The organism is Pedobacter sp. AC212 (assembly GCF_979258625.1).
In genome coordinates, this window is the sequence record NZ_OZ409870.1 from 3,831,649 (window position 1) to 3,854,171 (window position 22,523).

Genomic DNA, 22,523 nt, shown 5'->3' on the forward strand with positions numbered 1-22,523 from the left:
AAGTTTTGATGATTATTATAGAAAATTTGTTTACACTTAACCGCCGAAGTAACCATTTCGATACAATCAAAGCAAACTGATGAATTTAGATCCATTTCACAGAACCCCTATGACCATATATAGCTTAACGATCAGTACGAAATGGCGAAGCCGGAAGATTTTCATTGTTGTACAAATTGGGGTTGACTGGATTATCTGCCCAGGCATATCGCACATATAAAGGTTGCGGAACCTGAGTTGAATGAACAATTACCTGATTGCCTTTAATTTCTGCTTCTGCCCAAACAAATTTCTTATCTGCTCCTGCAATCTCAAACTGTGAAAGTGCTCCGCCATCTATTGATTTAAGTCCTGATCCAATATGATCAAAGTGTATGGTAATTTGATTGCCATTCACTACAGAAGAAGTATAAATTGGCCCGGAAAAGACCAGATTTTTAACACCATAATTCCATTTTTGCGCAATCAGCGCCAGCCGTTCTCCAACATCTTTTTTATTGTCCGGATGGATGTCGTTCCATTCACCCAAATCAATGGTAACAGCCATGCCGGTGTAGGGCAGCTTCAAGGTTTCCAACGCTGCTTCTCTTAACATTGCCCAGCCGCTTTCTCCTGGCTGATATCTGGTATCGCCATAATTAGGCAACTGAACATAGTAGAAAGGAAGATTCGGAAGCTGAAACTGTTTTCTCCAATCTTCAATTAATCCTGACAAAAGCTTTTTATATGCCACGGCGTTGCCTACATTACTTTCCCCCTGATACCATAACACACCTTTTAAACCATATTGACTAATTGGGGCAATCATGGCGTTAAAAAGTGCTGAAGGTTGAGCCTGCTCCTGAATTGCAAAGGGTCCGGTTTTAAATGCAGGTCGGTATGCTGCACCTACCTTGTAAAGCCATTCACCTTTCAAATCCAGTGATTGATTATCGGCCGTAATTGAATAAGGCTTATCTGGCACAAAACCACCTTTGCCCCCTGAATTCTCTATACGAATAACCAAAATATTTTTGCCAGGTTTTAGCACTCCTGCGGCAACAGTATATCTTCTTTGAGGATATTGATAACCAGTTGAACCCACCTGGATACCGTTAACATACAGCCGATCTGCATCAATGATCCTGCCCAGTTGAAAAAATGCGGAAACTCCAGTCATTTCCGCTGGCACTTGAATTTCTTTTCTAAACCAAACCACACCGTCGAGATCCCGAATGCCCTGATCTTCCCAATATCCCGGCAAATAGAAATTCCTCCAACCTTTTGGGGCGTATGCCGGATCAAACCATTTCACTGGTTCGGTTAAGCCTTTATCTGCAACTGCGGCGGGTTGCGACTGGCTGGCACGGGCCGCGGCATTAACTCGGTTCACTTCGGCGGTGTCTTTATTGCGTTCAATCAAGCGTTGATAATCGTCAAATTGCCTCAGTCCCTCCGCCCCCGTCCAGGCCTCTATTGTTGTACCGCCAACACTTGAGTTGATAATTCCGATAGGGATTTTGTGTTCTTGATATATCTTTCGGGCAAAAAAATAGGCTACTGCTGAAAAATCATTGATCGCCTCTTTTGTAGCAGATTTCCATTCACTTTTGAACAAATCTTTTGAGGGGCCTTTCAAATCAGTTGCCGTGGGCACCCAGAATTGCCTGATCTGCGTAAAATCAGCAGAAGCGATATCCTTAGCATAGGTTATGTTATGAATTTTCAACTGGTGAACCATGTTAGATTGTCCGGCACAAAGCCACACATCACCGAATAAGATATTGTTTACCGCAATCTTATTTGTTCCTGAAAATTCCATCCGGTAAGGTCCGCCAGCTTTTACAGCAGGCAAGCGGATTAACCAACGCTTATCTTTCCCAGCCATTGCTTTGAATTTCCGACCATTGAAAAGTAAGGTCACCTGCTCTCCTGAAGAAGCCCATCCCCAAATCTTCAACGGCGTGTCTCGCTGCAAAATCATGTGATCAGAAATAATAGCAGGTAAACTGATTTCGGCTTGGGCACTTACTGCTATCACAAAACAAAGGCTAAAACATAGTAGTGTGTATCTAATCTGGTTCATCGTAAAATGGAATTATATCATCCTGCTAATTTATCTGATTTACCAGCGGGCAATATGCAGATTTGAATAAATTAGCATCAAAAATGTTCAAAAATAGGCCCGAAATAGGCTTCTTTAGCTTTCTGCAAATTTATCTGACATCTACTTTCCTTTTGAGATTAATATATTCTGAAGGCTGCATGTTAAACTTCAACTTAAAAGATTTGGCAAAATAATTAGGTGTAGCAAAACCCACCATATAGGCAATTTGAGATACGTTTAAATCGCTTTTCTCCAGAAGTACCTTTGCTTTCTCCAATTTTACTGTACGGATGTATTCCACCGGAGAGAGTCCGGTTAATTCAAGAATCTTATGATAAAGACTTCCGCGGCTCATGCCAACATGCCTGCTGAGATCTTCTACAGATAGTTTAGGGTTGTTGAGGTTTTCATCGATATAAAATGCGATTTTGTTCAATAACCTGTCACTATGAGATTCAATAACCAACTCTGGCGCCTGGACTTTAATTTGTTTTGTATAAGTATCGCGAAGCCGTTTGTTCAGCGAAAGCAGATTTTTAATTTTAGCATTCAGGATCTCGAAATTGAAAGGTTTGCTGAGGTAATCATTAGCCCCTGTTTCCAACCCTTTAAGTTGTTGCTCTTCTCCTGTAAGTGCGGTTAATAAGATAATTGGAATGTGGTTGGTGCGTTTATCTGTCTTCACCTTTTCGCACAGTTCAATGCCGTTCATATAAGGCATATTAATATCGCTTACAATAATTTGAGGATGATTGGATAATGCTTTTTGCCATCCTTCTTGTCCGTTGGCTGCCTCGTATACTTTGTAAAAAGGCCGCAATCCATCCCGAAGATACGACCGGAAGTCTTCATTATCCTCTACCAGCAAAATAGCGGGAATTTCTGTATTTAGCTGCTCATCCGCCAATGGCTCGGCTTTTTCCGATGCAGCATTGTTCTGAGCACCAGAAAAATCAATCAGCAGTTCCTCCCCAAAATCAACATTGGTGAAAGGGATTGTAATAGCAAAAACGCTTCCCTCTCCTTCCTCACTTTTAACCGAAATCTCTCCGCCATGAAGTTTTACAAATTCTTGCGCAATGGAGAGCCCAATTCCGCTTCCCTGATTCAATATCGGCGCAATACCATCTGCCTGAAAAAACCGGTTGAAAATCTGTTTGAGATCCTTTTCCGACATTCCAATTCCGGTATCAGCCACTTTGATTACCAATATAGAGGCCTCCGACTGATCTAAAGGGGCAATCTGCTCCAGCTCAACGGAAATATCTCCACCCGTTGGTGTGAATTTAAAAGCATTTGAGAGGAGATTGAAAAGTACACGCTCGATTTTATCCTGATCAAAAGGTACCTTAAAATACCGAAACTGACTTTTGAACACCAATTGTATCTGCTTGCGTTCGCTCAAATCGTTAAAGGATTCCAGCACCTCTTTAACAAAGGCAACCATATCTGTTTCTACGGCATTGAGCTTAAGTTCTTTATCCTCAATCTTCCTGAAATCAAGAATTTGATTAACCAGATTGAGTAGTCTTCTGGTATTTCTCTTAATCATCAATAAGGGACTTGTGATCTGCTCCTCACTATGTTCAGCAACAAGTCTATCAATTGGGCCGATAATTAAGGAAAGTGGGGTCCTGAATTCATGACTTAAATTGGTAAGAAATTTAATTTTAAGCTTATCAAGTGCCCTCAATTGCTCTGCTTCAATTCGTTGCTGCTCCAACAATTGCTCGGCCCTCATTTTTTCCTGTACCTGCGCAAAATTTCTTTTAAGCTTTTCGATGCCTCTATGGCGAAGGTAAAGGATTGCGCCAACGATGGAGGTGAGATAAAAAACGTAAGCGTAAATACTGCGCCAGAAAGGAGGACGAACATGGATCCTAACCGAAGTTTCCGAGTCTTCCCGGAGGCCATCATTATTGTTCGCCTTTACACGGAAAACGTAATCGCCGGGATCGAGGTTTGTGTAGGATACCGACTTGGCAGAACCAACATGGATCCAGTCCTTATCAAAACCTTCCAATTTATAAGCATACTGATTATCTTCCGGCGAGGTGTAATTAACGCTTACATAACTTAACGTAAAGTTCTGTTTAAAATCAAGGTATATATCTTTTGCAATAGAAATTTGCTCCTGTATGGCACCGTCAATACTTGGAATTACCGATATATTGGCGATTTTCAAATCTGTTAACAGAACAGAGGGAATACTCTTATTTTTCTTGAAATATTTGGGATTGAAATAATTAAAACCATCAGCCCCCCCGAAATAAATCTCTCCTTCTGCTGTTCTAATCCCCGCCCCGCGGACAAAATTATTATTTTGAACACCGTTGTACACGGTATAATTGGTAAATCGCTTTGATTTTTGATCAAAGCAACTGATGCCTTTATTAGTACTCACCCAAATTTGTCCCTGTTCATCTTCTACGATAGCATAAACAGTAGAATTATTCAAACCAGCATCTTCTGAAAAATTTAGAAAGCTGTTTTTTTGACGATCGAACAAACTTAAGCCACCACTAAATGTACCTACCCATAAATTTCCTTTATGGTCTTTCAGCACTGAAAGCGTTAAATCATTTGGCAATTTATTCCTTGCTTTATTCAGCACCGAAAATTTAGCTGTAGCAGGATTAAATATCGAAATACCAGAACCATAAGTACCTATCCAGATATTACCGCTGTTGTCCTCCTCAATAAAGCGAATAAAATTATTACCGGGAAAATCTTGATCGTTTGTCAAAACCGGATTTTTGCGATACCGCACTATTACCTTATTAGTGGCATCCATCAGGTTTATCCCGCCACCATTGGTACCAACCCATATTCGCCCCTTACTATCTTCTTTGATGGAAAATATATCGTTGGAATTTAAGCCATCTCCTTTTTCGTTTTTCTTGATTTGCTTGATCTCATTTCTCAGCAAATCTTTGATGACCAATCCATTGGAATAAGTTCCAATATAAAGTTTATGATTTCTGGTAACAGCTAAGGTCATGATGGAGAGATTATTGAGGTTCATGCCATTGCTTAATGCCGTACTGAACCGCTCCACCAGCGCCGTGCGGGGATTAAAAAGATTAAGGCCTCCACCATCAGTTCCGACAAAAATCTGGTCGTTGTAGGGTGCAAATGAAGTCACCACCGAAGCGCTCAATCCATTCTTGTCCAGAATATTACTCTGTTTAAGATTAAACAGGTTCAAATTTGTATCATACTTACTAATACCGCCATGAAATGGTCCAAGCCAGTAAATACCCTGATCATCTATATAAATGCAACTGATTGCCTTGCCTGTCAGGCTGTAGCTGCTTCTTGAATTTGGTTTATAATGCCAAATGGATTCACTTTGAATATCAATAATATTCAAGCCATCTTCAGTGCCTACCCACAGATGATTGTTTTTGTCGATCGCTAAACTTCTGATACTATTGTTGGTAAGACTACTATTATCTCCTACTTTACTGGAAAACAATTTGAATTTTCTTTCTTCGGGCAGCATTTTACACAGACCACTGTTGTTTGTTCCGAACCATATATTACCTGATTGATCTTCCGCAATGGCTGAAATGTGATTTTCACTCACTGATGAGGGATCCTGAGGTTTATGCCTATAGATGTTGAACTTATGATTTTTCCTGTTATATAAATACACGCCATCGGTAGAACCAATCCACAGGCGGCGTTTACTATCCTCAAACAAGCAAGTAAAAGATAGCAGCGGCGTAGTCCCTTTGCGTGCAGACTGGTTAATATGATTTTTGATCTTTTTTGTTTCAGGGTCGATTTCATCAACACCATTATAAGTGACTACCCAAAGTTTGCCTCGGTAATCACTGGTTATGGAAAGAATGATATCGCTGCTTAAACCTCCTGCAACTTTGGCAGGAAAAGTGATAAACTTATCCTTTTTGCGATCGAACAGACTTAATGAACCACCGGATGTACCAATCCATAAATTCCCAAACTTATCCTCATGTAACGCACTAATGTCATTTGCCTGCAAACCAGATGGATCATCGGCTTTAAAGCGGTAAACTGTGAAATTACTTCCGTCATATTTGTTAAGCCCGTCCTCGGTACCAAACCACATTAAGCCGAAATGGTCTTTGACTATTGCATTAACTGTATTTGAAGATAGACCATCTTTAATTTGTAAGGATGTAAAGTTCAGGTTTGGCTGTTGGGCCTGAATTAACCCAATAAAAGTCAAATGCAATAACAATAAACACAATAAGTTCCTTGTGAAGCCCGGCTTTGATATACAAAGGTGAATCCACGATTTTGATGTCTTGAAAAAAGAGAATATAATGGTTGGTAAAGTTCTAAATACTTTATTGTGATGAGCTTTTGCCTTATTTAGTGATGATCTTTGGATTGGAGTATTCCGAAGAAATGAAAATGATTGAACTGTCTTTTTAAATAAAGCTGAAATTGGGCATATACATTTTTCATTTAAGATTGCAGGCTGATGCCTTAAAAAGTTGTTGCTCATATGGTGTTTATTGTAACAATTGAACCGAAGTTCCATGTTGCGAAAAATGTTATATCTGGTTAATTCCATAAGGCCTTTATCTTATTTGGCTACAGAACTTCTGCTAAAATAGAATGATTATCCGAGTGAAATGAAGTTAAATGTAAAAATTGTGGCAACAAATGTTCAATTCTCCCACTAAACCACCCTGCCCGATTAACTGACAACGAAAGTGGCCAAAATAGCTTCAGGACTCGGGTTAACTTTAAAGAACATTTGTACTCAAATTTTAGCGATATGAACACCTGCAAAATTTAAAAACTGGCGAATTTGCGAATACAAAATAACCAAATATGACTAAAAGATTTGTGATCCTCACGGGCTCTTCACTCCTAATTGCTTTTTATGCGTTACTATCAGCTTTTAAACCCTTCGTAGCGGGATCAAAAGGGCTAAAAGATTATTATAAAAATTTCTTTCCCATCGGTGTTGCGGTTACGCAATTCGATCTTAAAGGTAAAAACAGTGAACTCATCATCAACCATTTTAATAGTGTTACTGCAGAAAATGGGATGAAAATGGGACCGGTCCATCCTGTTGAAAACGAATATAACTGGAAAATTGGTGATTCTATAGCCGCTTTTGCCAGGAAAACCAACATCAAAATGAGAGGACATTGCCTTGTATGGCATACACAAACGCCCCGATGGTTATTTAAAGATGATCAGGGAAATGAAATATCGAAAGATGTGCTGCTAAAAAGACTGGATGAGCATATTAGTACTGTAGTTGATCATTACAAAAAAGATGTTTATGCGTGGGATGTGGTAAATGAAGTCATTGCCGACGACTCGACCTATTTCCGTAAATCTCCTTTATATAAAATTGCTGGTGAAGATTTCGTGGAAATGGCATTCCGTTATGCCCACAAAGCAGATCCAAAAGCAAAGTTATTTTATAATGATTATAACACAGAACAGCCTAAAAAGAGAGATAAAATTTACAAGATGCTTAAAGCTTTGCTGGCTAAAGGTGTACCCATTCACGGCGTAGGGTTGCAAGGACACTGGTCGGTGAGCCATCCCAGCCGAGAGGAACTGGAAAAGTCGATTTCACTATTTGCAAGTCTTGGTCTTGAAGTGCAAATTACTGAACTTGATGTTTCAGTGTACGATGGCAATCAAGGCGGTAGGATCATTGCAAACGCTTCAGACCGAGAAAAAGCACCTTTTACCGCTGAGATGGAATCTCGTCAGTTAAGCCAATACAAAATGATTTTTGATGTACTAAGAAAGTATAGAAAAAACATTACTGGGGTAACTTTCTGGAATCTTTCTGATCGGTATACTTGGTTAGATGGACGGGGAAGAAAAAACTACCCGCTTTTGTTTGACGCAGATCTAAAACCCAAAAAGGCTTTTTACGAGGTGACTAATTTTTAATAAAAATCAAATCACCAGCAAGTTATTCCCTGTTCATGGGATGACAGAATAAAATCCTACCTAAAAATGACGGCTAATACAGTACCAACAAATTAACTATGCGTTTAACAAAATTTTTAAAAATCTCATCCCTTGCTGTGCTACTAACAGGAATAACTTCAGTTAAGGCACAACAATACATTTTTGAAAACTATAATTTACCCTTTGAAGAAAGAGTGGATGACTTGGTATCCAGACTCACATTGGAAGAAAAAGTGCTCCAGATGCTTAATTCGGCTCCAGCCATACCAAGACTTAAGATTCCAGCCTACGATTGGTGGAACGAAACGCTTCATGGAGTGGCCCGTACACCATTCAAAGTAACGGTTTACCCGCAGGCCATCGCTATGGCGGCAACATTTGACCCGGTAGCACTTGCTAAAATGGCAGACTATTCTGCTCTGGAAGGCCGTGCCATTTATAATAAGGCACTTGCACTTGGCCGTACCAACGAGCGTTATTTGGGTTTAACCTACTGGACACCAAACATCAATATTTTTAGGGATCCGAGATGGGGACGCGGGCAGGAAACCTATGGCGAAGATCCATTTTTAACCGCAACATTAGGCGACGCTTTCGTTCGCGGATTGCAGGGAGACGACCCTAAATACCTTAAAGCCGCTGCATGTGCGAAACATTACGCCGTACACAGCGGACCTGAACCCTCGCGACATGTATTCAACGCCGAGGTAAGTACATTCGATCTTTGGGATACTTACCTACCCGCTTTCGAAAAGTTAGTAACAAAATCGAACGTTGCAGGTGTAATGTGTGCTTATAATGCGTTTCAAGGTCAGCCTTGTTGTGGAAGTGATTTGCTAATGACTGACATCTTACGGAAAAAATGGAAATTTACTGGCTATGTTACTTCTGATTGTTGGGCGATAGATGATTTTTTCAAAAACCATAAAACCCATAAAGATGCTGCGAGTGCCGCTGCAGACGCCGTCTTTCATGGAACAGATTTAGATTGCGGTACAGATGCTTATAAAGCGCTTCTTACGGCAGTTAAAAATGGCATCATTACCGAAAAGGACATCGACGTTTCGGTAACAAGACTTTTTATGATCCGTTTCAGGCTCGGCATGTTTGATCCTGCTTCTATGGTAAAATACGCCAACACCCCTATCACCGTATTGGAAAATGATGATCATAAAGCCCATGCCTTGAAAATGGCCAGAGCATCTATGGTATTGTTGAGAAATGAAAACCATACGCTACCGCTCAGAAAAAATTTGAAGAAATTAGTTGTCATCGGTCCTAATGCTGATAATGAAATTGCTGTTCTGGGAAACTATAATGGCATTCCATCTAAAATTACCACCGTGCTTTCAGGGATTAAAGATAAAGTTGGTCCACACACCCAATTGGTATATGAAAAAGCAGTTTCATTTGCCAGTGATACCATTCTAAATTACATGGATATTGATAAACAGTTCTCTAGCCAAGGAAAACCAGGTTTTAAAGCAGTGTATTATAAAGGTACAGACCTTAAAGGAGAGCCAGTGTTAACGCAAACGGAAAAAACACTAAATCATAATTGGCAGGAAGGGCAGCAAATTGATGGTGGGCTAACTGCAAATAACTTCTCTGCCAGATATATCACAGACTTTAAGGCCGCAAAATCTGAAAATGTAACTTTTGAATTAGAAGGCGACGATGGTTACAGGTTGATGGTGAATGGCAAGAAAGTACTGGATGCATGGTCTAAGAATCGTTGGGGAGCAAAAACATACCAACTGGCTGCCATAAAAGATTCTACTTATCAAATAGCAGTAGAATACTGGCAAGGCGAAGGAAGTGCCAAAATCCGTTTTTCCGCAGGTACATTCCAACGAACAGATTTTGATGCGTTGGTGAAACGCCATCGTGATGCGGATGCTTTTGTTTTTGTTGGCGGCATTTCTCCGCAGCTCGAGGGTGAGGAAATGAAGGTTGATGTTCCTGGTTTTAATGGCGGTGACCGAACTTCAATTATGCTTCCAGAGGCACAAACCAGGGCAATGAAAGCATTGAAAAGCAGTGGCAAGCCAGTCGTTTTTGTAATGATGACAGGAAGCGCCATCGCCATGCCCTGGGAGGCGGAAAATATTCCAGCCATTGTAAATGCCTGGTACGGGGGGCAATCGGCCGGAACAGCAGTCGCTGAGTTACTTTTTGGCGATTTCAGCCCTTCAGGCAGGCTTCCGGTAACTTTTTACAAAGGCGATCAGGATCTTGTGGACTTCAACAATTATAACATGGAAAATCGCACTTATCGATATTTTAAAGGCAAACCTTTATTCGGCTTTGGCTACGGATTAAGTTACAGCTCCTTCTTGTATCAAAATTTTAATGCACCTAAAAAACTAAAGTCAGGCGAAGGCATCAATCTATCGGTAAAACTTACCAATACAGGAAAAATGCAGAGCGATGAAGTGGCACAATTGTATGTTATGCATGGCGATTCTACAATTAAATCTGCCCGGAAAGCACTCAAAGGTTTCCAAAGAGTAAGCCTTGCTCCCGGAGAAAGTAAAACGTTAAATTTCGAATTATCTGCAGATGATCTTTCTTACATAAATGAAATGGGCGATAAAAAAGCGCTGAAAGGCACAATCAAACTCACTATTGGAGGAAGCCAGCCAGACGAAACCCTGAAAACAAGTGGAAACATGCTCAGTCAAACCATCAACATCAACTAAATGAAAAATATTAAATACCTTTTCTTGCTTATGCTTACTGGCTTTTTGAATGCAAAGGCAGAAAATGGACATGACCTTTGGCTTCGGAATAAATCGGCGAAAAATGTAAGCGTGAACATTTCAAAAAAATCAGCCGTTCTCGAAATTGCTGTAAACGAAATTAAAAAAGGCTGGCAAGGTAAAGATGGTGCAACAGTAAAATTTGAATTCAGCAATGACGCTTCCATATACGGTGATGGATTTAAATTGGAAAACACAAGAATACTTGCAAAAACAGATCTCGGCATACTTTACGGAGCGTTTGAACTGCTGAGAAGGCAGCTTGTAGGGAAAACTAGTGGAAGTTATACTTCCAATCCCTCCTATTCCAGAAGAATTCTTAACCATTGGGATAATCTGGATGGATCGGTAGAAAGAGGTTATGCCGGCAAATCTATTTTTTGGAAAAATGACGAATCTGCCAAAGAGCTAAACCGCTCGGAAATAGAACGCTATAGCCAATATGGAAGGGCAAATGCCTCTATCGGGATTAATGGAACGGTATTAAACAACGTAAATGCTTCCTCAAAAATTCTAACAGCGCCTTATCTAAAAAGGGCTTCCGCCATTGCTGATATTTTGCGTCCCTATGGCTTGCAAGTTTATTTATCTGCAAATTTTTCTTCTCCAGTTACCATCGGCAAATTGAAAACTGCAGATCCGCTAAACCCTCAGGTAAAAAAATGGTGGGTCGATAAGGCAAAAGAGATTTACAAACTGATTCCAGACTTTGGCGGATTTTTGGTTAAAGCAAATAGTGAAGGTCAGCCTGGTCCACAAAATTTCGGACGAACACATGTAGATGGTGCGAATATGATGGCAGATGCCCTGGCTCCTTTTGGTGGTATAGTGATGTGGCGTGCATTTGTGTACGAACCGAGCAAGGAAGACCGGACCAAACAAGCTTACAAGGAGTTTCATGGATTTGATGGTCAGTTTAAAAAAAATGTGATTATCCAGATTAAAAACGGCCCTCTCGATTTTCAACCCCGGGAACCTTTTAGCCCTTTATTCGGAGCAATGACTAAAACACCCGTAATGCCTGAATTTCAAATCACGCAGGAATATCTAGGATGGTCAAATCAGCTGGTATTTTTATCCACATTGTGGGAGGAATGTTTAAACAGCGACACCTATCAAAAAGGCAAAGGGAGTACTGTTGGGGCAGTTACGGACGGAAGTATTGACAACAGAAATCTTACTGCCATTGCCGGAGTGGCTAATATAGGATTGGACAGTAATTGGACAGGCCATATTTTTGCCCAGGCAAACTGGTATGCTTTCGGCCGATTGGCCTGGAATAACCAACTTAAAAGCGACGATATCGCTGACGAATGGATCAGGCAGACTTTTTTAGAAACGGCAGATAAATCTAAAGATCAAAACTTTGTGAAACCGGTTAAGGAAATGATGATGGAAAGCAGGGAGACGGCGGTTAATTATATGATGCCATTAGGATTACACCATATTTTTGCTGAAGGCCATCATTATGGGCCAGCTCCTTGGTTTACTAACAAAGCAATCCGGGAGGATTGGACTGCTGTATATTATCACAAGGCAGATACATCAGGTATTGGTTTCGACAGAAGTGTTTCTGGTAGTAACGCCGTAGAACAGTACAATGAGCCGCTTCGTTCAAAATTGAATAATGTCGCGACTTGTCCAGAAGAATATTTGCTCTGGTTTCATCATGTGCCGTGGACCTACCGTTTAAAAAATGGAAATGATTTGTGGACTGAAATGTGTTACCGCTACGATGCTGGTCTACAAGGCGTACGTGAGTTTCAACGCACCTGGGACAAAACAAAAGGCTTAATCGATACTGACCGTTTTGTTGCTGTACAATCTAAATTACGAATCCAAAACCGGGATGCACAAATCTGGAAAGATGCCTGTTTACTTTATTTTCAGCAATTCAGTCAGCGGGATATTCCTCTAGCATTAGAGCGACCTATTCATGACCTTGATGCGCTAAAGCGTTTAACCCAAAGCCGGGATTATGAGTAGATTGATTCATTTGCTGCCTGCAGTGAAATTTCACTTCAAATCAGCAATAAACAATGGATGATCATTTAAATACAATACAGTACATTGGCACACGCTGGCTATTTTGATAAAAGTAAATTGGCTACCTTCCGTAAATTGGATTCAAAATTGCGGAGTCACCAGTTCAATTGAAATCTAAATACGTCCTAGATGCTATAAACATTGTTAAAGCGGTTCAAAAAATAATAGGCAGAAAACAAGAATTAGCCAGCGTATTAAAATGTAGGAATGTCTACCCTGCTTGGCAGTATCAGCGCTCCGAATTTGAGCGGAAAAATCAAAATTAATTATCTATTTATGAAACTCACAGAAACAATGAGGTGGTACGGCCCCGATGATATTGTAACACTATCTTACATTAAACAGGCAGGATGCACAGGTGTAGTAACTGCTTTGCATCATATACCCATTGGAGAAGTCTGGTCTTTGGACGAGGTCCGGAAGAGAAAAGAGGAGATTGAATCTTCTGGTTTGTCTTGGCAAGTGGTGGAGAGTCTACCTGTTCATGAAGATATCAAAAAAGGAAATGGCCAATACCAACATTACATTAAAGCTTATAAAAACAGTTTAGAAAACCTTGCCAGTTGTGGCATTAAGGTAATAACTTATAATTTCATGCCTGTTTTGGACTGGATGAGAACTGATTTAAAATATGCTCTTCCAAGCGGAGCACTTGCCTTGAGGTTTGAAAAAAGGGCTTTCATTGCCTTTGACTTATTCTTGCTCAACCGCAATAATGCATTGTACTCCTACACGAAAGAAGAAATCAGTCAGGCAGAAGAGTATTTCGAGGCCTTGTCGATTGAAGACAAAAAGCAGCTAATGGCGAGTTGTCTTCAAGGGCTTCCGGGTAGCAAAGAACAATTCACTGCCGGGCAGGTTACCGAATTACTGGATGGCTACAAGGGGATTACCAAAGAAGTTTTGAGAGTCAACCTGATCTATTTTTTAAACGAGATTACGCCTGTTGCCGACACGTGCGGTATTCAAATGGCCATTCATCCAGATGACCCGCCCATGTCTATACTAGGCTTGCCACGAATAATGAGCACCGAAGCCGACGCTCAATTCATTTTAGATAAAGTAAGAGCTAAATCGAATGGGTTGTGTTTCTGTAGCGGATCCTATGGTGCTAGAGCAGATAATGACCTTACGGGCATGATCGAGCGGTTAGGTCACCGAATCTACTTCCTTCACCTCCGGAGTGTACAGCGGGATGAAAATGGTAATTTTTATGAGGCCAACCATCTGGAAGGCAGTGCGGGCATGCCGAAGCTGATGAATGCTATTGTTAATTTGATGAAAGTTGAAAATAGACCTATTCCGATGCGGCCAGACCACGGTCATCAGATTTTGGATGATCAATCAAAAGATTTTTACCCAGGCTATTCTGCCATTGGGCGGTTGAAAGGACTTGCAGAACTTCGCGGTTTAGAGGCCGGAATCAATATGATGCTAGAGGATAAAGGCTAACTTTTCAAGGCTATCATGGATTGAAACCTACTTCATTACATTTGAGTAAGAGGGCCACAATATATGCATTTCCAGAATGGTGAACTTTTCATCATCCACCGTCTCCAGTGCATATACCAATTCATTTGACCCCTTTCTGCCAATTCTATTAAAGGCAGATAATCAAAACTTTATAATAAATTTATTTCTGGTCAGACGGGGTCAACGTGCTCTGGTTTATCCAACTTAAATCATTTTTATTGAATATTTACGTGATTTTCTATAGAATTTTATGAGATTGCAAACTATAGTTATTTACTGTTGTTCAATCTAAACGATTTCAATCAATTGTACTCAAGATTCTTATTTTAAATTGGTAAGAATAGGGTTAAAAAACACCCAAGAAAATACAGATCATAACCGAAGCGGTTTAACAAACTGCACTCGTAGGAAAATTTATGAAATCAGCTTTAACTGTCAAAATGTTGGAACTTAAAAAGTAAGGTATGAAACCGGTATCATTCGCTGAATTGGTTTGTAAAGAATACCGTGAACTTTCCAGCTCAGCGTTAAAGTTTACCCGTGACAGCGATGCAGCTAAGGATCTCCTGCAGGAAACCATGCTTCGAGCTTTATCTCATGCTGATAAATACATACATGGAGGGAATTTAAAGGGATGGCTGTATAGCATCATGAAAAATGCTTATATCAATGACTACAAAAAGTCTGAAAAATACGGATAGTTTCTGACTGTCTCGACATAGGTAACCCCCAGCGATGTTGAATTATGCTACCCGAAATCTATCAGAAAAATGCTTTTTGAATGAAGATATCCAAAAAGCGCTGCAGAGGTTGCCCAATACTTTTTCTCAGCCATTCCTCTCCCATTTTCAGGGATACAAATACGAAGAAATCGCTATATTGCTATCAGTACCTGTTGGAACTGTAAAACGAAGAATCCACTGTGCAAGAAAGTCCTTAAAATCAATGCTTAGTGAACATCGATAGCTCTGAAGACAGCTAATTAGGTTGTTAACGGCTCCAAGTCCTTACAGTTGATGATAATTTTAGCATTTACTTAACTCTAATCTCAAAAGTAAATCTTTAATCTGCCCAGTTTAGTCGCTTATACTGAAAGCGCGAAACAAAAGAATGAACGTTAGTCGATTTGATATCTTAAGGCCTGTACATTGCCAGATATTTTTTCAGCCCTATTCTAGCCTGGTGGATATGTGTCTTAACAGTGCCAACAGGAATATCCAGCTGCACAGCTATCTCTTCATATTTATACCCCTCGAAGTATAACTGAAATGGTATACTGTGCTCTGGCTTTATCGACGCCATTGCTTTTGATATATCTTCCATTGCAAATGTTGTCGTTGAAGTATTAGTTGATGCGCTTTTCGTTAAGTGGGCACTACTGATCTCATCATCCGTTGTGATGAGCTCCTTTTTTCTGGAGTTTTTCCTGAACTCATTTATAAATGTATTTTTCATGATGACATAGAGCCAGCCTTTGAGGTTTGTGCCCTCGTCAAATTTTTCAGCAAACCTCATCCCTTTGATCAAAGTTTCCTGTACCAAGTCTTTCGCATCATCCTCGTCATTGGTGAATTTATAAGCATGAGAGAAGAGGAACTCGGAATGTTTGCTAAGCGTAGAAGTAAATTCAGTCTGGTTCATAGTTGCAGATTAAGTTTAGGTTGAACGATTAACCAACGGAATGGTTTGAGGTAGCTAACAATAAATTCCTGTTTCCACTTTAGCAAAGCAAAGTGTTTGAATTAATTAAATACAGATTCTTTCGTGGAGATTATAAATGCTGGATTAGACGTACCGATGGACGTTCTACTCAATTATAGAACTGGTTTGCACCGCTCCTAGCAACGATTTATATACTTCGCGCAATAATTTATTATTTTTGTATTTCTTCTTCAAGTATTTATAAATGTTCAAATCCTAAAAGTTTTATAAATGAACCTCCAAAAGACATTAATCAAGTTTTACAAAAAATCACTTGCGCTGAATGAACTGCGAGCGACGCTAACCTCTTTAAAGAAAATAAACGCACGGGTTAGCAAAAAAGAAAATTTCTCTTTGGAAGATATTCAAATCGCGATAAATCATCATTCCAAAATCAAAGAAATCACTGGCAAAAAAGACAAATTACCGAGTGAACTTTTGAGAATCCAGAGAAAAATTATCCAAGCACTAAAAGAGGTAGGCGTACCGATAAAAAAACAAATTCAAGTCCATGATGAACAATATGGGGATATGAATTTCTGGTTTGAAGGTAGTCGTGTCTATTTCCAAAAAACGTGATCTATAGCAGTACTTAAATAGCAGCCTACATTGAAACACTTCCGGCTTTTGACACATTCTGCTGTTTATTCTTTTTGGATTGAACCTTGGTTCTTTTTTCTTTTTTTAACTGTTCTTGCTGTGATTTAAGATTATTGGGGTTTCTATCAGTTTCCTCCTTTAGTAACTGAGCGACTTGAACTTTGATGCTATCGTAATTTTCTTTAATCTCATTTTCACTGACTTGTCTGACGACTGGAATCGGGCGATATCCCAGTTCCTCTTTGGCTATAGACTCATGGTTATTTTGAATCGCCGAATGAAACATTTTGAGTTTTATTTTTTCATCAGGATTATCCGCAACCATTCCAACAAATTCCCCGGAGGATAGCGCGGCAATTTTTGAGGCAGGGATTGCGTAATCAAGTTGTGTGCTTTGTGAAATGGAAACGTCACTGCTATTGATGCTTTTGCTCCGCCGGTCCTGCATGATCTTGCCGAAAGTTTCACTCAATGTCTTCGCAGTGTTACCGGTAACCTGTCCCGAAATGATATTGCCCACTATTCCTGTTATCACTTCAGATTGTTCAGCACCATAATCCTTTTTAAGCTGACTAAAATCCTGAACGGCCAGTGCAGTGGCGACCTTGTTGCTTCTGGCGGTTGCAATAAGGCTATCAATATTATTGAAAAAGATAGTCGGGAACTCATCGAAAATAAGCGCGCTTTTAAGTTTCCCCTTTTGATTAACGAGTTTAATCATCCTGGATATATAGAGCGAGAGCACGGCACCATAGACTTGAAGTTTTTGTGGATTGTTTCCAACACATACAATTTTAGGCTCATCCGGATTATTTACGTCAAGTGTAAAATCGTTTCCACTTAAAACATAATATAATTGTGGTGAAGATAATCTTGCCAATCCAATCTTCGCCGAGGCGATCTGTCCTTCCAGTTGTGCCATGGCCTCGTTTTTCCAGGCACTGATGAATGGGTTAATCAATACCTTTATCTCTTCTTCTTGTTGCAAGACAGTAAAAAGCTGATCATAATCTGCCTGCATTAATTCGATTACATGCGGCAGGGTGCAATATTTTCCATTTTTATATTTCTTCAGGTACCAGATAATAGCGGTGAGAAAATTTATAGGACTCTCTACGAAAAAGTCACCTTGTTTTTTAATCCAGTCCCGATTGAGGCCCATCATGATGGTGCGGCTAGCTTCGGTGGCATCTGTTATATCTGACATCGCCGCCGGATCCAGGGGGTTACATCTATGGGTCCTGTTGAGATCATCAAAATTAATAACATAAAATTTGGGTTTGACCTCAAATTGATCAGCATATTTCAAAAGCGAATTATAGGCGATAACAGAAAGATCATCATACTTAAAATCGTATAAAAACATACTGAATCCCTTTCCCATAAGCTGATCGATCAAGTGCCTGATGACGAAATAGGACTTACCGGCGCCAGGAGTACCCGCGACTAGTAATCCCCTGAAGAGATTGATCAGATTAATCCAGCTATTGCGGTTTTTGCCCTTGTAACGGTATACGGCTGGAAGGTTTACAGAGTATTCATTTTGCAATAAACGCTCTTCCTGAGGGAAGGTTTCATTTTCGGTATTGAAGATATCTTTTTCAAGTGCGTCTTTTATGATTCTAGACAACCAAGTACCTGCAGCAATAAACATCAGAAAACCAAGTGTCACCAAAATCATGTAAACTATGCCTAGTATAAAATCATGGAAAGGAAATAGTAAGATCACAATAGAACCGAAGTAGAGTAACAAGCCAATCCCTACGACCATTAAAATGCGGGGGAATTTTATCTGTTCATCCTTCTTACCTTTTACACCCAAAAGCGAAATAGAGATAAAAATCAATGCAGCGACCTTGATCAGTGTCCAGCCCTGAAAAAGTTCAATTCTGGAAAGATGGGTTAAGAATCCATCGGACACGCCAGATCGCCACCCAAGGCCAGCAAATAGTTTGTAAAATTTAAGGTAGAAGTGCATAAATAAAAGAAAAACTGCAATCATTCTACTCAAGTCTAAAATTTTTCTCAGGCCTTGGCCGTCTTCTCCGGTATTCATAGTTTCAGGAATTAAATTGATTGTGAGCGTTGTTGCTTCTTTTTCTTTTTTCTTTTCAGTGATAATGGAAAATCTGCAACAGGATCTTTTTGCAAGAGTGTCTCCAACAGACCATTATTATTATCTTTTCCCATGGCCACCTTGTCCACCCCACTTGGGGCAACAGCGCTTGGAGAATATTTCTGAATTGGCTCATTTACAACGGCTTTAAGGTCAATTTTATTTACTCCTATCTTGTCCAGTATAGATTTTGCGCTATATGCTTTACCCAAATCACTTCCATTAAAGACGGTTTTGGTTTGGTGGTCTACATAGGTAATTCCATAGACCTGCCCTGCGGGACTTCGGCGAAAAATAGTATTGACATCAACTTTCTCCATTGCTGACAGGAACGATTTGGCATCTTTAAGCCTATGGTTCCGAAAAGTTTCATCAATCTTTTCCATCAGCGACAGCCGATGCGCTTGTTTTTTAAATTTATTCGAAGCAAACTTCTTCTCGAGGTAACCAAGAGTCGGCCGACCTGCAAAAAAGCTGGCTTTGATGGGAGCTCCAATCCTTCGACCATCGTCATTCAGAACAGAATAAACCAGGCCCCTTTTTTCAAACATAGCCGTACCCTCCTGACCACGGTCCGCGATCACATTGAACTGAGCAAGTATTGCATTCAGTTCAGCCAGAGAGGTAAAGGTGTAGCTTCTAATTACGGGGGCGATAACGTTATATATGGCTTGCTTGGTCGGTTTTTCACCATATTGAACTGCCTTAATTTTAGCGTGTTTGATCTCTTGTGTTAGACTGGGCTTTTTATGCTCTGCCTTAACCAAATTAAATTCTATCTCGATATTTTTTCTTGCCGTTTCCGAAATCGATCTTCCAATGTTATGAAAATCTATCCTTTTGCCATCGGGCTTAATATTTGTGCTGACGATGTGTATGTGCCTGTTACTAACATCAAAATGCTGATAAACCAGATATGGCTGATCTCCAAATCCTATACTCTCCATATAACTCCTCGCAATTGTTACTAATTTTTCACTATCTAAGCTATCATCCTTGTCAAAGTTTAACATGATGTGCATCGCATTTCTCTTTGCCCTGTCGTTTAAACCAGTAAGCCTTTCAAAGCGTGCCAATTTTTGACGGGTGTTGAGCTTATCAATTTCCACGGCAAAGCGGTTGGCCAGGATTAGTTGCGCAGCGCCGGATTGGACTTTGTTTTCGTTATAGTTTAGAATTCCTCTTATGCTATGACTACTCAAGATTCTTGCAACCATTTTATTGACATCATTCCTACGAGATCGAGCAGGCGTTCCACTTTTTTGTCTACCATCTTGTAAAGCGTGAGCGTTTTAAGGGAATAAAAACTTCGCTGGGAATCATTTTTTGAAGCATTAAAAAACCTGGTCTGTTGGTTAATGTTCACTCCTATTGCCTTAAGTTCACTTCTTATGGCCGCCAACTCTTCCATTGGCGCATTCATGGTAGCATCGATATAAAAACAAGCAATCTTCTCATTCGATAAAATCTTTCGCGCGATCCCGCCCACAGTTGTGCAGTTGCTTTTTTGCATGATCTCGATCAAGCGGTCATAGGCGGTTTTGGTTAGACGCGTCCTGACCATCTGTGTCAACCGCTCCTCTTTGTCCAAATTTTTATTTTTCATTTCGTATTGATTTAATGGCTCATCAGGCTTTACGAGTTTCGAGTAAAAGCCCCGACCACAAGGGCGCAAGAAAAGAATTGTGGACAATTCTACATCTTGCCAAGCACTCGAGTGGTTAAAAATTTGGCTTATTGTTAGACATTTTCGGTTCAGTTATCTCAATGATCCTTCGGAGAATTTTGGGTTTGCTTTCTTTTTAAAGGTATCGGTATCGAGGTGATTATTCTACGAAGGGATAATTGTAAATGCCGATAATAAGTAGCGGAACCTGGCCGGATGAGTTTTGAATTTATATTTTTTCTCATGAAAATTGTTTTGTGCAAAATTCAGTGAATGAATATTGGCTATATCACCATAACCTTAGTTATCCCTAACGTTTTTTTCAATAGGCATAGTGCAAAACGAATATTATAAGTTAGACTAGTGACAATTCTGTTCTCATATTATAGGCATACAAGAAAAGATATTTATTTTTAACAGCAACTTTTTATGCCAGAACAAGGTAGCATCAAGGAATCGAATTACCCATGTGCTGCAGTTTTCGGATGGGAAAACCATAAATGCGAAGGGAGTAGAACCCTTGTCCAGTTTTAGAAATCTTTGGGGATTACCTAAGGAGTACCGTTAAGATTAAATTCATTTAGCTGAATCTTGTGAAAAGACAAAGGATATGGATTATTACAAGCTAAATGAAAAAAGATCAGTTAACCCAGAGAAATTGGTTAAAATCCTCCAAAACCATGGTACAGTAGTTAGTATAGAAAAAGCTAGAAAGGTTTTGGAACTTATCTACAAGTTAAGTAACTTATCTGTGAAAGAGGTACTTAGTCGATTGTCTATTGATAATCCAAAAGCAGGCCTAAGAAAATTTAGACGACATACCAGAAAGAAAATAGGAAATGAAAATAGCTGATTTATATGTAAGAGTTAGTACAGATGAGCAGGCCGAAAAAGGGTACTCATTGAGAAGTCAACAAGATGTACTTGAAAAATATTGTGAACTGAATGGTATTAAGGTGAGAAAGGTAATCGTGGAAGATTATTCTGCAAAGACTTTCAATCGTCCTGAGTGGAAGAAGTTGGTGATCCATTTAAAAAAGCATAAAGGCAAAACAGATCTGCTATTATTTACGAAATGGGACCGGTTTAGTCGCAACACCAGTGATGCTTACCAAACCATTTCAATGCTCAACAAACTGGGAGTCGATCCACAAGCTATAGAGCAGCCTCTAGATCTTAATGTACCAGAAAATAAGATGATGCTGGCGGTTTACCTCACAACTCCAGAAATTGAAAATGACAGAAGAGGCTTAAATACTAAGGCTGGAATCAGGCAGGCGAAAAAAGAAGGTAGATGGACAGGCAAAGCGCCTTTAGGATATGTCAATAAGACTGCTGAGAATGGAAAGAAATATATTGCCTTGAAACAGCCGGAAGCCTCTTTAATGAAATGGGTATTTGAGCAATTGTCCGAGGGCACTTATTCAGGAGAGCAAATACTTCATTCAGCAAGAGAAAAGGGATTAAACTGCAGCAAAAATAATTTTTATACCATTATCCGAAATCCAATTTATTGCGGAAAAGTTATTGTGCCTAAATATAAAAACGAGGATGCATTTCTCGCCCAAGGCCTCCACGAAGCTTTGATTAGCGAAACGATGTTTTTCAATATACAAGACATTTTGAATGGAAGGAAGAAAGAGTTTGGACAGCCTATCGCTACACCAGAATCACTTGTGCTTCGTGGCTTTCTGAAATGCCCTAAGTGTCACCGATCTTTAAGTGGAAGTTCATCAAAAGGAAAAAACAAACACTTCACTTACTACCATTGCACATCTGCTTGTGGAATCAGGTACAGATCCGAAAAAGTCAATGAGGACTTTACAATTGAGCTGCTAGCCTACCTCCCCAGAAATGGTTATGAAGAGGTTTTTATCGAAACTATATCTGATGCATATCATAATCAGGTTGGTTCCATTTTGGATGAACGAAAAGTATATTCAGCACAGATCAGAGAATGCAACAAGAAAATTGAGAGAGCGAGGGATTTATTATTGGATAATGCGCTAGATGCCGTGGACTTTAGATCAATAAAAGTAGAAGGTAATGAAAAAATCGCCATACTCGAATCGAAGCTGGCAGAGCTAAATACTAAAAATAAAGCTGTTTTGAATATTAAACCGATAGCTGAGC

At 39.8% G+C, this 22,523-nt stretch carries 13 protein-coding genes and 1 pseudogene; 8 read left to right on the forward strand and 6 right to left on the reverse strand.

Annotated features, from left to right (window positions below):
- Positions 1–124: 124 nt before the first annotated feature.
- Together ACZZZC_RS16300 and ACZZZC_RS16305 are read right to left on the reverse strand one after the other, a co-directional pair.
- Positions 125–2,065, reverse strand: coding sequence for a sialate O-acetylesterase (locus tag ACZZZC_RS16300; protein ID WP_463483119.1), 1,941 nt, complete (start codon positions 2,063–2,065; stop codon positions 125–127).
- 130 nt (positions 2,066–2,195) lie between these two features.
- Entirely contained in the window at positions 2,196–6,308 is a 4,113-nt protein-coding gene (locus ACZZZC_RS16305; protein WP_463487689.1) for a hybrid sensor histidine kinase/response regulator transcription factor, read from the reverse strand.
- Positions 6,309–6,916: 608 nt separating this feature from the next.
- Between ACZZZC_RS16305 and ACZZZC_RS16310 the strand changes: the two genes are divergently transcribed.
- From ACZZZC_RS16310 to ACZZZC_RS16335, 6 genes are all read left to right on the forward strand, one after another.
- On the forward strand, positions 6,917–8,005 hold the full coding sequence (locus ACZZZC_RS16310; RefSeq protein WP_463483121.1) for an endo-1,4-beta-xylanase: 1,089 nt from the start codon (positions 6,917–6,919) through the stop codon (positions 8,003–8,005).
- 98 nt (positions 8,006–8,103) lie between these two features.
- Positions 8,104–10,728 carry a glycoside hydrolase family 3 C-terminal domain-containing protein gene (locus ACZZZC_RS16315; RefSeq protein WP_463483122.1) on the forward strand — a complete coding sequence of 875 codons (2,625 nt, stop codon included), beginning with the start codon at positions 8,104–8,106 and terminating at the stop codon, positions 10,726–10,728.
- Complete coding sequence (locus tag ACZZZC_RS16320) at positions 10,729–12,774, forward strand: alpha-glucuronidase (protein ID WP_463487690.1); 2,046 nt, start codon at positions 10,729–10,731, stop codon at positions 12,772–12,774. It abuts the gene before it with no gap.
- A 336-nt stretch (positions 12,775–13,110) separates the two neighbouring features.
- On the forward strand, positions 13,111–14,286 hold the full coding sequence (uxuA, locus tag ACZZZC_RS16325; protein ID WP_463487691.1) for a mannonate dehydratase: 1,176 nt from the start codon (positions 13,111–13,113) through the stop codon (positions 14,284–14,286).
- Positions 14,287–14,771: 485 nt separating this feature from the next.
- Positions 14,772–15,008, forward strand: a complete 237-nt coding sequence (locus tag ACZZZC_RS16330; protein WP_463483125.1) for an RNA polymerase sigma factor — start codon at positions 14,772–14,774, stop codon at positions 15,006–15,008.
- 34 nt (positions 15,009–15,042) lie between these two features.
- On the forward strand, positions 15,043–15,273 hold the full coding sequence (locus tag ACZZZC_RS16335; RefSeq protein ID WP_463487692.1) for an RNA polymerase sigma factor: 231 nt from the start codon (positions 15,043–15,045) through the stop codon (positions 15,271–15,273).
- Positions 15,274–15,441: 168 nt separating this feature from the next.
- Here the strand turns inward: ACZZZC_RS16335 and ACZZZC_RS16340 are convergent, their stop codons facing one another.
- Positions 15,442–15,948: an RNA polymerase sigma factor gene (locus ACZZZC_RS16340; protein ID WP_463483127.1), complete on the reverse strand. Its 507-nt coding sequence runs from the start codon at positions 15,946–15,948 to the stop codon at positions 15,442–15,444.
- 291 nt (positions 15,949–16,239) lie between these two features.
- Here ACZZZC_RS16340 and ACZZZC_RS16345 point away from each other — a divergent pair, with 291 nt between their 5' ends.
- Positions 16,240–16,587: a hypothetical protein gene (locus tag ACZZZC_RS16345; RefSeq protein WP_463483128.1), complete on the forward strand. Its 348-nt coding sequence runs from the start codon at positions 16,240–16,242 to the stop codon at positions 16,585–16,587.
- Between the two features lie 25 nt (positions 16,588–16,612).
- Here ACZZZC_RS16345 and mobC read toward each other — a convergent pair whose 3' ends face one another.
- From mobC to ACZZZC_RS16360, 3 genes are read right to left on the reverse strand one after another with little or no spacing between them, the layout of a single operon-like run.
- Positions 16,613–18,664, reverse strand: coding sequence for a conjugal transfer protein MobC (mobC, locus tag ACZZZC_RS16350; RefSeq protein ID WP_463487693.1), 2,052 nt, complete (start codon positions 18,662–18,664; stop codon positions 16,613–16,615).
- 11 nt (positions 18,665–18,675) lie between these two features.
- Positions 18,676–19,941: a relaxase/mobilization nuclease domain-containing protein gene (locus ACZZZC_RS16355; RefSeq protein WP_463483130.1), complete on the reverse strand. Its 1,266-nt coding sequence runs from the start codon at positions 19,939–19,941 to the stop codon at positions 18,676–18,678.
- A complete protein-coding gene (locus ACZZZC_RS16360; RefSeq protein ID WP_463483131.1) occupies positions 19,923–20,330 on the reverse strand; it encodes a mobilization protein in 408 nt (135 codons plus the stop codon). Before ACZZZC_RS16360 ends, ACZZZC_RS16355 begins: the two co-directional genes overlap by 19 nt.
- Before the next feature lie 899 nt (positions 20,331–21,229).
- Between ACZZZC_RS16360 and ACZZZC_RS16365 the strand changes: the two are divergent.
- Positions 21,230–22,012: pseudogene (locus ACZZZC_RS16365) on the forward strand (recombinase family protein); the annotation flags it as partial.
- Positions 22,013–22,523: the final 511 nt, after the last annotated feature.

What these genes read in the sequence shown, in the direction of transcription:
- ACZZZC_RS16320 (WP_463487690.1), top strand. Translation starts at nt 10,729, where the DNA reads ATGAAAAATATTAAATACCTTTTCTTGCTTATGCTTACTGGCTTTTTG.
- mobC (WP_463487693.1), bottom strand. Translation starts at nt 18,664, where the DNA reads ATGAATACCGGAGAAGACGGCCAAGGCCTGAGAAAAATTTTAGACTTG.
- uxuA (WP_463487691.1), top strand. Translation starts at nt 13,111, where the DNA reads ATGAAACTCACAGAAACAATGAGGTGGTACGGCCCCGATGATATTGTA.
- ACZZZC_RS16310 (WP_463483121.1), top strand. Translation starts at nt 6,917, where the DNA reads ATGACTAAAAGATTTGTGATCCTCACGGGCTCTTCACTCCTAATTGCT.
- ACZZZC_RS16335 (WP_463487692.1), top strand. Translation starts at nt 15,043, where the DNA reads ATGTTGAATTATGCTACCCGAAATCTATCAGAAAAATGCTTTTTGAAT.
- ACZZZC_RS16315 (WP_463483122.1), top strand. Translation starts at nt 8,104, where the DNA reads ATGCGTTTAACAAAATTTTTAAAAATCTCATCCCTTGCTGTGCTACTA.
- ACZZZC_RS16330 (WP_463483125.1), top strand. Translation starts at nt 14,772, where the DNA reads ATGAAACCGGTATCATTCGCTGAATTGGTTTGTAAAGAATACCGTGAA.
- ACZZZC_RS16340 (WP_463483127.1), bottom strand. Translation starts at nt 15,948, where the DNA reads ATGAACCAGACTGAATTTACTTCTACGCTTAGCAAACATTCCGAGTTC.
- ACZZZC_RS16300 (WP_463483119.1), bottom strand. Translation starts at nt 2,065, where the DNA reads ATGAACCAGATTAGATACACACTACTATGTTTTAGCCTTTGTTTTGTG.
- ACZZZC_RS16360 (WP_463483131.1), bottom strand. Translation starts at nt 20,330, where the DNA reads ATGAAAAATAAAAATTTGGACAAAGAGGAGCGGTTGACACAGATGGTC.
- ACZZZC_RS16355 (WP_463483130.1), bottom strand. Translation starts at nt 19,941, where the DNA reads ATGGTTGCAAGAATCTTGAGTAGTCATAGCATAAGAGGAATTCTAAAC.
- ACZZZC_RS16345 (WP_463483128.1), top strand. Translation starts at nt 16,240, where the DNA reads ATGAACCTCCAAAAGACATTAATCAAGTTTTACAAAAAATCACTTGCG.